Genomic DNA, 13,262 nt, shown 5'->3' with positions numbered 1-13,262 from the left:
TGCCTGGAGTGGAAATCAACGTCCAAATTGTAAAAGCCATAAAAATAGACAAACTCGGATTTTCATCGAGTTTGTCTACAGTCTGAACCGAGCCTGTTGGAGGCTCGGTTCACTAATTAATAGTAACTCTTTGTGCAAGTTTCTCTATTTCATCAGAATTATAATAATGATATCCTTTTGCCGTCGTTTGGGCCGCAGCGTACATTGCAGCAGCTACTTTTTTTGCTTCTATTGCACGATATGGGCGTAAAGGGCCCACAAAAACAAATTTAGCAAAAGTACTCAGCAGCCCTGAAATCTTTTCACCTGCCCTGAATTCCTTGCGTTCTCCAAGAAGCAAGGAAGGGCGGAATATATGTACAGTATTCAATTCCAGGTGTTGCAGTGTTCCTTCCACATCGCCCTTAACACGACTGTAGAATAACTTTGATTGGGAATTGGCTCCCATGGCCGTTATGACGAGTAATTTTTCAACATTGGATGTCTTCGCCATTTTAGCGGCTTCGATTACATAGTCATAATCAACTTTACGAAAAGCTTCCTTCGTTTTAGCCTTTTTGATCGTTGTACCTAAACAAATGAAAACATCTGAGACGTTGAACAAATCGGCATACATAGATAAACTTTCGAAATCCACAACATGTACTGTGCACTTGGGTTCCGTGAATTTCATTTCCCTTCTTGTCAGCAAATGGATTTCTCTATAAATTTTGCTGTTGCTTAGCACTTTAACCAACTGGGTGCCGACCACACCTGTAGCTCCTAAAATCAACGCCGTCTTATTAGTCATGATTTCCTTCTTTCTATAATTAGCTCCTCAATATCCACCATATTTTTTAACTTTAACCAAGCTTAATAGGACTAAGATAAATGATTCACTTGATTGAAATCATCAATTACCCAAGAATCAACTTCAAATCTAATCGTACTCAAACATGCATTGAATAAGCGCATGTCGTTGGATACGATTGATTCGTTTGACATCAAGCGTAAAATGAAATGAATGACGGCTCCATGAGCAACAAGTATAACTTTCTTCTCGGGATACTCCTTCTGAATTTCCTGGAGCCCATTCATCAGCCTGTTTCGTAAAGATTCCTGATTTTCCTGTCCAGGATATTCTTTATCCACGAATGCTGACTCCCTTTCAGCTGCTGTCATTCCTTCAGCGACGCCAAAATTCTTTTCAATGAATTCCATTTTTTCAATAACCGGGACTTCAATATATTGCGAAATGATATCTGCCGTTTCCCTTGCCCTTTTTAGAGGGCTCGATACAATCACATCCCAAGAAGTCTCTTTTGACAAAAATTCACCACATTGCCGTGCCTGTATCTTTCCTAGTTCATTTAAAGGAATATCTGTCTGCCCCTGCAGTTTCCCTAATGCATTCCAATCTGTTTGACCATGCCGCACTAAACAGATAGTAGTAATTGTCCTCAAACCCTTCTATGTAGATTGTTATTTTTTTTCACTTCTTCAATGATGGAATGCCCTTCACTCTGTTCAAGGTCTGACCATTTCCATTTTTCATGTAAGCGTATCCTTCCATCTGGCAACATTTCAGGGGTGGAAAGACAGCTGCCTCCTCTAATTTCACCTTTTTCATTGATATGATTATACCTGAATTCCAGAGACCCATCCATATTGACAAGCCCTATTAAAGTCCCTTTAACAATCTCTCCACCATGATAACTTGCTGAAAGAATTGAGCCTTCTTGTGAATAGTGGAAGGAAGTATTTCCTGATACTTCTCCATTTTCAGAATTGACTTTAGCTTTGAATACCCGACCATCATAATTAAACATCATCATACCCCCATATGAATTAATAAGGATAATGATACCAAATTAATTTAAAAAAGAATATTGAAAAATCTTTTAGAATTTTAATTCGGTGTCGATTTAAATGCCACAAAAAATACATAATATTCCCCATTGAATTCCCCTATTATGTTGTGGTTAGATTATGGAAGATGTTACTTATGGAATGAACATTCCCCGAGTTGAAACGTCTAATCAAACTGGAAGATGTTGGTGAGGTGCTCAATTGAAAGAAATACTTCTGATTCTACTATTACAACTTATTTATGTTCCTATTTACACGTTGCGAACCATTTTCTTAGTAAAAAATATTACCATACTTGCCTCGATACTGGGTATCGCAGAAATGTTAATATACGTTTTTGGATTATCCTTAGTATTTGGCGGTGACCAAAGCATACTCGCCATGGTTGTATATGCAGTCGGTTTTGGAATCGGAATAATTTTTGGTACGAAAATTGAGCAAAAACTTGCCATCGGTTTTATTAATGTAACTGTTAATACTCAAACCAAAAATGAACAGTTGGTGGATACATTGAGGAACAACGGATTTGGTGTAACTCTTTATACCGGCGAGGGCAGGGATAGCAACCGTTATCGGATGGAAATCTTGACAAAACGCAATCGGGAACAAGAATTGATAGCAACCGTTGAAAAGTTTGAACCTAAGGCTTTCATCATTTCATATGAACCACGTTATTTTAAAGGTGGATTTTTATTGGACCGGTTGAAAAATAAAGCAAGCTGAATGAATTCAAAAGCCCATCTTAAAAAGATGGGCTTTTACATTATTTCGTTTTTGATTTTCTAATCTACACTGCCCTCGTTACCGGTTGTTTTTTAATCCACTTTACGTATTTTTTTAATGCTTCATCATCTTTTAGCAAATGCACGGTATATAGTCGGATGGCCAGCTCTCGGTTTGAGTACAGTGCGTGAATTTGTTTGTGACAAGATTTACAGAGATAGGCGATGGGTAAATGGCTGCCGCCTAATTCTCAATGATGGATGGTCCGTTCTATCTCATCCCTGTCACAAAGCTCACAAATACCTTTCATTTCATTTCTCGGCCCTTAAGGCTTTACGGATTTTCCTTCTTCAACAATATGAAACATCAAATGGGCAAGATGGTGGATTGGTCCATAGTCTTCATTGTCATCATCTTCTCCCTCTTCCTCTTCCACTTCATCCATCCCTTGTAAATAAAGTGCCATGAACTCATAAAAATCATTTTTAGTAAAGGAGTAACAATCACTTGGATCCTGATTATCTTCTTCATACTGTAAAACTAGATGGGATAAATCACCCTCATCATCTTCAGCATCAAAAAAAACGAAATACCCGATATTTGTATCCAGTTCAAATAATCTGCGAAAACCGCGAGATGTTGTTTTTTCAAACTCAGCCGACGTCAATTTTTGAACTTGCATGCTGTCTACATTATCTTCCTGATGAAAGCCCACGATAAATGTGTTCATAATCTAACCTCCTGTTGAATATGGATAACCATTAGTATCCCCATTTAACCGAATTTATTCGATTTATAGGTTTGTTTCCAAGACAACCGGGCAATGGTCACTTCCCATGACATCGCAGTGAATGTTAGCCTCTATTAAAGAATCCGCCATACGTTTCGAAACAATGAAATAATCGATTCTCCACCCAATATTCCGCTCTCTTACTTTAGCCATATATGACCACCAAGTATAGGCACCTTCCTGGTCCGGATAAAAATGACGGAATGTATCAATAAACCCTGCATCAAGTAATTCAGTCATCTTTCCGCGTTCTTCATTAGTGAAACCGGAATTCCCAATATTGGGTTTTGGGTTTTTCAAGTCGATTTCCTGATGTGCGACATTGAGGTCCCCACAAAAGATGACCGGCTTCTCCAAGTCGAGTTCCCTAAGATAATTTATCATTTCATCTTCCCATTCGAGACGGTAATTCAGCCTTGATAAATCCCTTTTTGCATTTGGTGTATAAACATTCACCATATAGAAATTCTCGAATTCCAGTGTTATGATCCTGCCCTCCGGCTCCTCGTCCAGCTCTCCTACACCATATTTCACTGAAAGCGGTTTTTCCTTCGTGAAAATGGCTGTACCTGAATATCCTTTTTTCAATGCATAATTCCAATATTGATGGTACCCTTCCAACTCAAGTGAGATCTGACCTTCTTGTAGCTTAGTTTCTTGAAGGCAAAAAATATCTGCATCCACATCTTTAAAGTAATCTAAAAATCCTTTTTTTACACAAGCCCTAATTCCATTCACATTCCAGGAAACCAATTTCATATTTTCTTTAATTCTCCTTATGGCCAATTAATTTCTTTACATTTCAACTATACTATTTATCTGCTTTTTTTCCCATTAGAGTACATTCGAAAACAATCTGGCAAATGATTCTTTTGAACGTTCCAGTAAACCACGCTTGTTATACCCGATAGGATCTAGTTTGTCGCTATCCATCATATCCTCTTTGTAATGAGTGACAAGATCATCAATTGTACGGCTGCCCATAAGAAAGACATTCACTTCGAAATTCAGATGAAAACTCCTCATATCCATGTTTGCCGTTCCTATGGAAGCCATATCACCATCAACGATAATAAGTTTCTGATGTAGAAAACCTTTTTTATACGAGTATACCTCTACACCGAATTGAAGCAGCTCCCCGAAATAGGAACGACTGCCATATTGGGTTAAAAATCCATCATTTATTGCCGGAACCATAAGCCTAACTTGTATCCCCTTAATTGCGGCATGTTTAATGGCTGCTTTAATCGCTTGATTAGGTACGAAGTATGGACTTGCAATCCAGATTGATTCAGTCGCGTTTGTGATAAGTGAATAGTAAAAATCACTCATGATTCCCTGTTGTGTATCAGGTCCGCTTGCCACCACCTGGACAGCTCCATCCCCTTGTTCCACGGTATTCTTGAATTCTGGACGTTCTTGCAATACATCTTCCCCGCTGACATATTCCCAATCCAAAAGAAAAACAGTATGAAGCATATATACCGCTTCACCTTTGAGGACCATATGTGTATCTCTCCAAAACCCAATGTTTTTATTTCGTCCTAAATATTCCTCTCCTACGTTTAAACCTCCAACAAAGCCAACTTCCCCATCAATGATGATGATTTTACGGTGATTCCTGAAATTAAACTTTTGATTGAAAAAACCGTGTTTCAATGGCGAAAATGGATAAGCTTTTATCCCTGCATTTCTCATCCGTTTAACTTCATTATTTGAAAGGCTTAAACTACCGGCCGCATCAAAAATGAATAAAACTTCCACACCATTATTTGCTTTTTCAATAAGGATATCTATAATTTCAGTACCCAGCCTGTCGGAACGAAAAATATAATATTCAATATGGATGAATTTCTCAGCTTTTTTTAACTGTTTTATGATTTCTGTAAACGTTTCGTTGCCATTTTTCAATACTTCCGTTTGCGATGATGTACTAATGGTGGTCTCAGATGCATTTTTGGCAAAAGCTGCGAATGATTGCTGATGATTATTCAAGAACGATAAATCTGGAGATGATACCTGTGTGACAAGACTCTTCCATTCTTCGCGATCTTTTTTCCTTTTACTTCGAAATAAATACCCCTTTAAATAGAGCTGACCTGAGAATAGATAAAATACATATCCAAATACCGGGAAAAACAAAAGCACATACATCCATAAAAGTGTCTCGTGGGCAAATCTATTTTCAAGCATGAGTGAAAATATGGTAATAAACATGACGAAAATATATAATCCAATAAAAAATAGCTTCACTTCGAAGCTAACTTGAGTGAACAGGATCATATAAACTGAAGCCATTAAAATAAATAAAAATACAAATTCCATTCTTCTTCTTTTCATCTTTTCATTCTCCTACACAGCAATATTATATATATATCTAAACATATACCCATATTTGATGGTAAAAGAAACAAAACACTTACGAAAACAATATTCGCAAGTGCTTTGTGTATTACCTATCCAATTATCACTTCATGACAGGAATCAAACTTTCATACAGCTCAATATACTTTAAGGAAGATGATGTCCAACTGAAGTCTAACTTCATTGCACTTTCGGCCATTTTCCTCCATCTTTTCGGCTGGAATTTGTACAGACCAACAGATTGCTCAATTGTATGGAGCATATCATGTGCATTATAATTCGTAAAACTGAAGCCATTGCCTTCACCAGTAAATTGATTATACGGTATGACCGTATCACGAAGTCCGCCAGTTTCCCTCACTAAAGGCAGAGTACCAAATCGAAGCGCCAAGAGTTGGCCGATACCACATGGTTCGAATTGTGACGGCATCAGGAATAAATCAGAACCCGCATATATCCGTCTTGCTAACCCCTCATCAAAATAAGTATTGACTGAAACCTGATTTGGATATTGGTCGGCTAAATGACGAAATGCCGATTCATATTGCTCATCACCCGTACCTAAAAGAATGAATTGAACTCCTTGGTTCATCATTTCATGAAAAACATGGAGAATAAGATCAATTCCTTTTTGATCAACAAGCCTGGTCACCATGGATAGAACCGGGACCTCATCATTTACAGGAAGATCCAGCGATTCCTGTAGCTGACGTTTATTCTCCATCTTACCCTCATAGGAATCGAATGGAACTGCAAGATGTTCATCTGCCGCAGGATTATATTCCTCATAATCGATTCCGTTGATAATCCCTTTAAGGTCACCATTTCTTTTGCGTAAAAACCCATCCAGATTTTCCCCAAAATAAGGACTCTGAATTTCTTCCGCATAACTTGGGCTCACAGTTGTGACTATGTTAGAAAAAGCTAGGCCGGCTTTCAAATAACTTACATTCCCATGAAATTCAAGACCATCGATATTAAAATATAACTCACTTAAATCGAGTAATTCTGCTAAAACAACTTTAGGATAAACTCCTTGATAGCGTAAATTATGTATGGTAAATATCGTTTTAATATCCTGATAGAATGGATGGTTATGATAATGAGCCTTCAGCAAAACGCTGACAAGGCCCGTTTGCCAATCATGACAGTGTATGACATCCGGCTTTTCTTCTAAATAGGGTAAAGCCTCTAAAATTGCACGGGAAAAGAAGGCGAACCTTTCGCCATCATCAAAGAAACCATAACTCCCATGCCTTTTGAAGTAATATTCATTATCCAGGAAATAATATGTAATTCCATTAGCAACAAGTTTTTCGATGCCACAAAATTGCTGGCGCCAACCAACAGGAACTTCAATACTCATCATATGTTCCATTTCCTGTTTGAATTGGTTAGGAAGATCCCCGTATTTAGGAAGGATGACACTTACATGGACTCCCTGTTTTTTCAGCGCTTTCGGGAGCGCGCCTATAACGTCTCCGAGCCCTCCCGTTTTTATAAAAGGGGCGCATTCTGAAGCAGCAAATACAACATTCATTGCCGCACCTCCTCAATTAAATTACTTCCGCTTTTTTTATTACTGTAGGCTGTTTTAAACCTATAACTGATTTTTCACTAGTAATTCTCACTTCTTTATCAGTTATGATATTTTCAACGATAGCACCTTCTTCAATCACGCCTTTTTGCATGATGATGCTATTTCTTATAATCGCACCCTTTTTCACCTTTACCCCACGGAAAAGTATACTGTTTTCGACTGTCCCTTCAATATCACAACCGTTGGCTATCAATGAATTAGTAACCTTCGAAGAACTTGAATATTTGGTCGGTGCCTCATGTTTGATTTTTGTATAAACATCCCAAGTATCCCCGAAGAAAGAACGAATTACCGAAGGGTTCAGAAAATTCATATTACTGGAATGAAAGCTTTCAATGGAATGGATGAATGGCATATCTCCAGTGAAATTGTAGCCTTTGACGCTAAAACGATGAAGATTGGCTTTCACAGCGTCTTTCAAAAAGTCATATTCCCCACTGGCAACACAGCTTTTGATCAAGTTCACCAATAGCGTTTTACTTATGATGAAGGTTTCTAAACAAACATGGTCACCAGGTCTAGGGATGGTATAAAAGCTAATGTCAGTAATGTCTTCATCCGAATCTACCGAGCAAGTGTGATAGATTGGTTTTTCAATTAATTCACCTACATAATCCTTATATACGACCGTGATATCCGCTTTATGTTTTTTGTGATAATCAAGCACTTCATTAAAATCCAATTTGCAAACATGGCTTCCAGGCGAAATGATGACAGTATCTGCCTTTGCACGTTCGAAAAAGCTAAGATGATCATAGAATTGCTTCATATCGCCCGTTACCGTTTCATCCGGATGGATAGGGGGCAAGATGTATAAGCCTCCTGATCGCCGATCCAAGTTCCATTCCTTACCTGAGCCAAGATGATCCATAACTGAAAGATACTTTTCTTTTGGAAAAACGGCTACTTTTGATACATCTGCATTAATGAGATTCGACATCGTAAAGTCAATCAAACGGTAGCGTCCACCAAATGGCACAGATGCTACATTACGGTGAGCAGTCAGCTCTTTTAAATGTTGTCTTTCATTGATTAAGTTAATAATACCCAACACATTTTCCATAGCATCTTCCCCTTTTTCTAGTTAAGAGTAATCTTTTTTTTGTTTGGATTGATAATGGTCTGATTTTCACCGATTAAGGTAATATCGGATGTAACTGCTGAATTGCCAACTACGGCACCATCTTCTATAACACAATTGCTGGCTATGATGCTTCTTTCTATATGAACGTTTTCACCAATCGTAACATTAGGCATGATGACTGAATCTTTTATGGTTGACCCATAGCCCACCTGTACATTATAGGATAAAACAGAATGTTCAATGTTCCCATGTATCATGCACCCTTCATTGATAAGCGACTGACTGACCTCGGCATCCGGTGATATATATTGCGGCGGGTGATTTGCATTGCGGGCAAAAATTTTCCATTGCTGATCATCCAACTGGAAATTTGGCGTATCCTCCAATAAGTCCATATGGGCCTGCCAAAGGCTTTCGACCGTTCCAACATCTTTCCAATAATCATTAAAACGATAAGCATATAGCTTTTTTCGGTCTTCAAGCATCTTTGGAATGATGTTGCTGCCGAAGTCATTGGAAGAATTTTCATCTTTTTCATCGTTTATTAAATACCTTCTTAGGGTCTTCCAATTGAAAAGGTAAACTCCCATGGATGCGAGATTACTCTTTGGATACTTTGGTTTTTCATCAAATTGAGTGACTTTATCATCATCATTGGTATTCATGATTCCGAAACGACTTGCTTCCTGCCACGGCACTTGAATGACAGCTATGGTTGCCTCTGCATTTTTTTCGATGTGATAATCCAGCATCTTACTGTAATCCATCTTATAAATATGGTCACCAGAGAGAATCAGTACATGCTCCGGATCATAGTTATCAATGTATTGGATATTTTGATAAACAGCGTTTGCCGTCCCTTTATACCATTCACCGCCTTCTTTCCCTTGATAAGGGGGAAGAACGGAAACTCCGCCAACATCCAGATCAAGATCCCAAGCTTTGCCATTACCAACGTAATCATTTAGAATCAATGGCTGGTATTGGGTCAGTACCCCAACCGTATCAATACCAGAATGAGTGCAATTACTTAATGGAAAATCGATGATTCTATATTTACCGCCAAAGGGAACAGCTGGTTTTGCCAAACCGATTGTCAATTCACCTAACCTTGAACCCTGGCCTCCTGCCAATAACATTGCTATCCATTTTTTCGCTCCCATTATTCGTTCACTCTCCCCCGTCTTTTTTTTGTTTGCTTCATAAAAATAGAAATGCCTAATGGAGGTACAGTTATTTCCATGCTGAATGGTTGATTATGGTATGGTTCCTTTTTGACATTAATGGGTTCTTCATTGATTCGACCCGATCCTCCGAAAGCTGCTGAATCACTGCTGAAAACCTCTATATATTTGCCTTGGGATGGTACACCTATTTGATATTGAGCATGAGTCTGCGCAGAAAAATTACAGACAACAATGCAATAATCGCCTTTGCGTTTACCTTTTCTCATAAAGGTAATGATACTCTGTTTACTATTGTTCGGATCTATCCATTCAAAACCCTCCTGGACATGATCCAATCTCCAAAGGGAGGAAGTTTGCCTATAAAAATCCTGGAGGGTACGGAAGTAATATGCCAGCTTTTCATGGGATTCATATTCCAAAAGCAGCCAATCCAATTGTTCCTCATCTTTCCATTCTATGAACTGGCCAAATTCGCCGCCCATAAATAGAAGCTTCTTTCCAGGATGCGTCATGAAATACCCAAAGAGTAACCGTAAATTTGCGAATTTCTGCCAATAGTCACCTGGCATCTTATTCAATAATGACTTCTTGCCATGAACCACTTCATCATGTGAAAAGGGCAAGACGAAATTTTCTGAAAAAGCATAGAAAAATGAAAAGGTTAAGAGGCTATGATGATATGGCCTTTCATCCGTTTTAAGTTTCATATAACGAAGGATATCGTTAGTCCATCCCATATTCCATTTGTAATTAAAGCCCAGGCCGCCTATATCGGTAGGGGAAGTTATTAGTGGCCGGTCTGTTGCTTCTTCAGCCATCATTAATGCATTGGGATATTTCTTGAAAACCACTTCATTAAGTTTTTGCAAAAATTGTATGGCTTCCAGGTTTTCCTCACCGCCAAACTGGTTTTTCAGCTTGACCGGCAATGGATTATCATGATTTAAATAAACCATGGACGATACTGCATCGACACGGATCCCATCAATATGGTATACATCCATCCAAAACATAACATTTGATATAAGGAAACTGATTACTTCCGGTTTGGTAAAATCAAAATTGTATGTCCCCCATAACGGGCGATCTGCTCTAGTATGATCAATTGGTTCATAGAGAGGCGTACCATCGAAACGGGAAAGTCCATGCGCGTCTTTACAAAAATGGGCGGGAACCCAGTCAAGGATTACTCCTATGCCCTTTTGGTGGCAAAGGTTAATTAGATATTTAAAATCTTCCGGTGAACCGTAACGGCTGGTTACGGAATAATAGCCCGTGACTTGGTATCCCCACGATTTATCAAATGGGTGTTCCATTATGGCCATGATTTCAATATGTGTAAAACTATTATCAATCACATAATCAACTAATCTATCAGCCAATTCTCGGTACGAATAAAATTCGCCATCTTCTTTCTGTTTCCATGTTCCGGGATGCACTTCATAAATGGACAAGGGTTTATGATAAATATTTTCCTTTTTCCTATCGGCTATCCACTTCGAATCTTGCCATTCAAAATTATCCAGCCTTTTAATGACCGAGGCTGTATTTGGTCTGACTTCCGAATAAAAGGCATATGGATCGGCTTTTAGGATACGTTTATTTCCAGGTGTATGTATTTCGTATTTATAGAGTTCCCCTTCTTGTAGTCCTGGTACGAACAACACCCAGATACCTGAACGCTCGATCCGTTTCATTGCATGATCTTTTCCGTCCCAATTATTAAAATTACCGACAACTGAAACTTGCTTGGCATGGGGGGCCCAAACGGTGAAGCGTACTCCTTCAATACCTAATGATGTTACAATGTGTGCCCCAAGCATTTTATAGCTTTCATAAAGGGTGCCTTCATGAAACAAATACAAATCGAAATCGCTTGGATAATTCTCTTGCAGCTGGTCCATAATTGTACTCAATAAAACCCCTCCATCAGTATTAACTCGATAGTATTTTACCCATCCTTCCCCAGTTATTATATATATTCGGTAAAAATGGCATTAATCCTTCAAATGGAGGTGAATATATTGTAATAAATGCCCGTTTTTTTGAAAATTAAAACATTTTTTTGCGAAAAATAGCCATTTAATGTAAAAATATTATTATTGCAATAAAAGCTCTCCCCATTTTTTAGGAAGAGCTTTATCGTATCATGTATAAATTCTTCATGTTATTTGTTCAGTTCGAATTATCTGAGTCTTCGTCAAGAATAAATACGATAATGAGACTGACCATGCCAAAGGAGTATTCCTGTTTGGAATATTACTGCCTCCTATATATAATTCAGGAACTTCCCAATTTTCCGGTATGATCATTTTCGTTTTATCTATATATTCCTTCACTTTGTTCATCATGCCAAGTTCAAGGTAGCATAAGCCCAACCATGGAAGCCCGAAACACCATTCCGCTTCTTGACCGTCATTATAATAAAGGTCCTTTTCATACCGTATACAACCCTTTGTTCTTTCAAGGCGCTCTGTGACATTCTTCAATATTTTAAGTGCAATTTCACGGTCTACCAGTCGATAAGGATAAATTAAGGATAAAAGGGCTAAATCCGTCTCTTTTGAATAACTTTCCCTAGGAAGCAGGAAACGAAGTGTTTCTTCTCCCTTTTTAATCAGTTCCTCCTTAACGTTGACCAGCATTTTGACTGAATTCAAACCAGCAACACATGCACCTATGCTTGAAGCGTGGATTTCTATATTTTCTTCCCACATCCCGTTATCTTCCGACTGCCAATATTGCAGGCATTCCAAGTAATTGACCAACTTTTGAACGATTTGTAAATCACGTTGATTTCTTATCACCTTTTTACCATGCCTATATCCTTCACCGACTCCCCATAAAAAGGCACCTATTGCATCATTTTGAGCATGCCCCCACTCATCAGGCAGCTCTTTAAGCTCAGTGGAGTACCGTGCATGGATATGTTCAAATAGAAACTGCGGTTTCTGTTCCGTATGAATATCTATCTTCCACTCATAGGATTGAAATAAGTCGAATAAAGCATGATATGCTTTCTCGTAACGATTGGATGGATCATTTATAAAAGGGATTACTGTATAAACGACATCCCTTATCCAGACATAGTTATAATCATCGGAAACGCTTGCAGTATACGCGCCATTAGGAAGCCGCATGCGATCAAGAACCTCGAGGGCACCATTTACATTCATTAATTGAACACCTCCATAGTTATTTGCTTATTCCCATTGTTGACAGACTCCCATTTTCTAAACGTTGGTTGTTTCATTTTTCAATTAAAAGCGCTTTCAATTCAGCTATCCAAAACGACTTTTTCAGAAGTTCATTCACCATAGTTTATGTAATCACTGCCCTTTTTGATAATCAAGCTTCCAATGTTCATTAAAAAGCGTCATTTGCCTAACCGAAATGAACTCAAAAAGTTGCCGGTTATGAAATTTCCTTAAGAAAATAAAAACCCAGTAATGGCAATCCATTACTGGTTATATCGGCCTATCATTTAAATGTTTAGTACTTATTAAAAGAATCGTACTATCATCAAGGAAAGCACGCCAATCATAACCGTCCCCAACAGACTCTTGGTAAAAATGGCAAGCAGGAAAGCTGGTAAAGCTGCGGCCAAATTCAACGCTAGAAGTTCTTGAACCAACAACGCCGCGATTACGGCCACTGGCACATGCT

Annotated in this window: 13 protein-coding genes and 1 pseudogene; 1 reads left to right on the top strand and 13 read right to left on the bottom strand. The window is 38.4% G+C overall.

The genetic code is table 11. From position 1 onward, the window contains the following. Window positions 1-112: 112 nt before the first annotated feature. The 3 genes from Q8G36_RS20110 to Q8G36_RS20100 form a co-directional block, all read right to left on the bottom strand. Window positions 113-790, bottom strand: coding sequence for an NAD(P)H-binding protein (locus Q8G36_RS20110; RefSeq protein ID WP_305161595.1), 678 nt, complete (start codon window positions 788-790; stop codon window positions 113-115). Between the two features lie 71 nt (window positions 791-861). Continuing rightward, complete coding sequence (locus tag Q8G36_RS20105; RefSeq protein WP_305161634.1) at window positions 862-1,434, bottom strand: histidine phosphatase family protein; 573 nt, start codon at window positions 1,432-1,434, stop codon at window positions 862-864. Window positions 1,435-1,439: 5 nt separating this feature from the next. Beyond that, window positions 1,440-1,808 (bottom strand): n-acetylglutamate synthase, encoded by a 369-nt coding sequence (locus Q8G36_RS20100; protein ID WP_305161594.1) that lies wholly within the window; start codon window positions 1,806-1,808, stop codon window positions 1,440-1,442. A 241-nt stretch (window positions 1,809-2,049) separates the two neighbouring features. On the opposite strand from Q8G36_RS20100, the gene Q8G36_RS20095 reads away from it, so the two are divergent. Then, window positions 2,050-2,571 (top strand): DUF2179 domain-containing protein, encoded by a 522-nt coding sequence (locus Q8G36_RS20095; protein WP_063233682.1) that lies wholly within the window; start codon window positions 2,050-2,052, stop codon window positions 2,569-2,571. A 64-nt stretch (window positions 2,572-2,635) separates the two neighbouring features. Here Q8G36_RS20095 and Q8G36_RS20090 read toward each other — a convergent pair. The 10 genes and pseudogenes from Q8G36_RS20090 to Q8G36_RS20045 form a co-directional block, all read right to left on the bottom strand. Further along, window positions 2,636-2,881, bottom strand: a pseudogene (locus Q8G36_RS20090) (HNH endonuclease). Between the two features lie 15 nt (window positions 2,882-2,896). Next, window positions 2,897-3,301 (bottom strand): cytosolic protein, encoded by a 405-nt coding sequence (locus Q8G36_RS20085; protein WP_305161593.1) that lies wholly within the window; start codon window positions 3,299-3,301, stop codon window positions 2,897-2,899. A gap of 63 nt (window positions 3,302-3,364) precedes the next feature. Continuing rightward, window positions 3,365-4,120, bottom strand: a complete 756-nt coding sequence (locus Q8G36_RS20080) for an exodeoxyribonuclease III (protein ID WP_305161592.1) — start codon at window positions 4,118-4,120, stop codon at window positions 3,365-3,367. A 75-nt stretch (window positions 4,121-4,195) separates the two neighbouring features. Next, window positions 4,196-5,701 (bottom strand): cardiolipin synthase, encoded by a 1,506-nt coding sequence (cls, locus tag Q8G36_RS20075; RefSeq protein ID WP_305161591.1) that lies wholly within the window; start codon window positions 5,699-5,701, stop codon window positions 4,196-4,198. A 127-nt stretch (window positions 5,702-5,828) separates the two neighbouring features. Further along, complete coding sequence (gene glgA / locus Q8G36_RS20070; RefSeq protein WP_305161590.1) at window positions 5,829-7,265, bottom strand: glycogen synthase GlgA; 1,437 nt, start codon at window positions 7,263-7,265, stop codon at window positions 5,829-5,831. A 16-nt stretch (window positions 7,266-7,281) separates the two neighbouring features. Beyond that, window positions 7,282-8,388, bottom strand: coding sequence for a glucose-1-phosphate adenylyltransferase subunit GlgD (glgD, locus tag Q8G36_RS20065; protein ID WP_305161589.1), 1,107 nt, complete (start codon window positions 8,386-8,388; stop codon window positions 7,282-7,284). A 17-nt stretch (window positions 8,389-8,405) separates the two neighbouring features. After that, a complete protein-coding gene (locus Q8G36_RS20060) occupies window positions 8,406-9,572 on the bottom strand; it encodes a glucose-1-phosphate adenylyltransferase (protein WP_053535126.1) in 1,167 nt (388 codons plus the stop codon). Then, the gene (gene glgB, locus Q8G36_RS20055) at window positions 9,572-11,500 is read right to left on the bottom strand and encodes a 1,4-alpha-glucan branching protein GlgB (protein ID WP_305161633.1); all 1,929 of its coding nucleotides are present in this window, start codon (window positions 11,498-11,500) and stop codon (window positions 9,572-9,574) included. The genes Q8G36_RS20060 and glgB overlap by 1 nt, the downstream gene beginning before the upstream one ends. A 258-nt stretch (window positions 11,501-11,758) precedes the next feature. Beyond that, window positions 11,759-12,772 (bottom strand): glycoside hydrolase family 15 protein, encoded by a 1,014-nt coding sequence (locus tag Q8G36_RS20050; protein WP_305161588.1) that lies wholly within the window; start codon window positions 12,770-12,772, stop codon window positions 11,759-11,761. A gap of 326 nt (window positions 12,773-13,098) precedes the next feature. After that, on the bottom strand, window positions 13,099-13,257 hold the full coding sequence (locus Q8G36_RS20045; protein WP_305161587.1) for an AzlD domain-containing protein: 159 nt from the start codon (window positions 13,255-13,257) through the stop codon (window positions 13,099-13,101). Between the last annotated feature and the right edge of the window lie 5 nt (window positions 13,258-13,262).

The sequence above is a fragment of the Peribacillus frigoritolerans genome, from assembly GCF_030676415.1.
In the GTDB taxonomy this organism is placed as follows: Bacteria; Bacillota; Bacilli; order Bacillales; family DSM-1321; genus Peribacillus; species Peribacillus frigoritolerans_A.
The sequence above is the reverse complement of the archived record's forward strand: the minus strand, read 5'-3'. Positions and strand labels throughout refer to the sequence as shown.

Excerpts from the sequence above, each read along its gene's own strand:
- Q8G36_RS20110 (WP_305161595.1), bottom strand. The coding sequence starts at position 790 with ATGACTAATAAGACGGCGTTGATTTTAGGAGCTACAGGTGTGGTCGGC.
- Q8G36_RS20100 (WP_305161594.1), bottom strand. The coding sequence starts at position 1,808 with ATGTTTAATTATGATGGTCGGGTATTCAAAGCTAAAGTCAATTCTGAA.
- Q8G36_RS20085 (WP_305161593.1), bottom strand. The coding sequence starts at position 3,301 with ATGAACACATTTATCGTGGGCTTTCATCAGGAAGATAATGTAGACAGC.
- Q8G36_RS20080 (WP_305161592.1), bottom strand. The coding sequence starts at position 4,120 with ATGAAATTGGTTTCCTGGAATGTGAATGGAATTAGGGCTTGTGTAAAA.
- cls (WP_305161591.1), bottom strand. The coding sequence starts at position 5,701 with ATGAAAAGAAGAAGAATGGAATTTGTATTTTTATTTATTTTAATGGCT.
- glgA (WP_305161590.1), bottom strand. The coding sequence starts at position 7,265 with ATGAATGTTGTATTTGCTGCTTCAGAATGCGCCCCTTTTATAAAAACG.
- glgD (WP_305161589.1), bottom strand. The coding sequence starts at position 8,388 with ATGGAAAATGTGTTGGGTATTATTAACTTAATCAATGAAAGACAACAT.
- Q8G36_RS20060 (WP_053535126.1), bottom strand. The coding sequence starts at position 9,572 with ATGGGAGCGAAAAAATGGATAGCAATGTTATTGGCAGGAGGCCAGGGT.
- glgB (WP_305161633.1), bottom strand. The coding sequence starts at position 11,500 with ATGGACCAGCTGCAAGAGAATTATCCAAGCGATTTCGATTTGTATTTG.
- Q8G36_RS20050 (WP_305161588.1), bottom strand. The coding sequence starts at position 12,772 with ATGAATGTAAATGGTGCCCTCGAGGTTCTTGATCGCATGCGGCTTCCT.